We start from the raw sequence: 503 nt of genomic DNA, 5'->3' as shown, positions 1-503 counted from the left end.
TTGCAGCGCCTTGCGCACGAGGAGCTCGCCCGTGCCCGTCGTGTTGCTCTCGATGAAGACAAAGATGCCCGTCATGTTTTCCGCGAAACGTCGATGAAGGTGGAGCCCGCCGCCCGTTCCGGGCGCCGGGCGAATGCCGGCCGCGCGCCGCGCGTCACGCGTGGAGCGCGACGAGCCCCGGTTGCTCGGCGAGCGACTTGCGCCCCCAGCCGAAGCAGGCCCACTCGCGCGCCGGATCGACCTGATCGAGCCGTTCGACGCGATGCGGGGCCGTGCACGGCGCGCCGGCGATCTCGCCGTTCGCCTTCAGCCAGCGCGCGTCGAAGATCGTGTCCTGATAGCGGTAGCCCGTATCGGGCGCGACGAACAGCGTCTTGCGCGCGGGTTGCCGCGCCGCTTGATGGCTCGCGATCCGATACGCGGCGCCGCTCGTCGGGCCGCAGAACAGCCCGTGCCGCGCATGCAGCTCGATCGCGGCAAGTCGTCGGTGTTCGGGCGCACGG

At 71.0% G+C, this 503-nt stretch carries 1 pseudogene; it reads right to left on the bottom strand.

The annotated features are described in order from the left end of the window. Nucleotides 1–154: 154 nt before the first annotated feature. Nucleotides 155–503: pseudogene (locus tag ACU8YE_RS24450) on the bottom strand (cysteine synthase family protein); the annotation flags it as partial.

This window comes from Ralstonia sp. VS2407, assembly GCF_052950655.1.
Note: the sequence above shows the minus strand (reverse complement) of the source record. Positions and strands in the feature narration are given on the sequence as shown.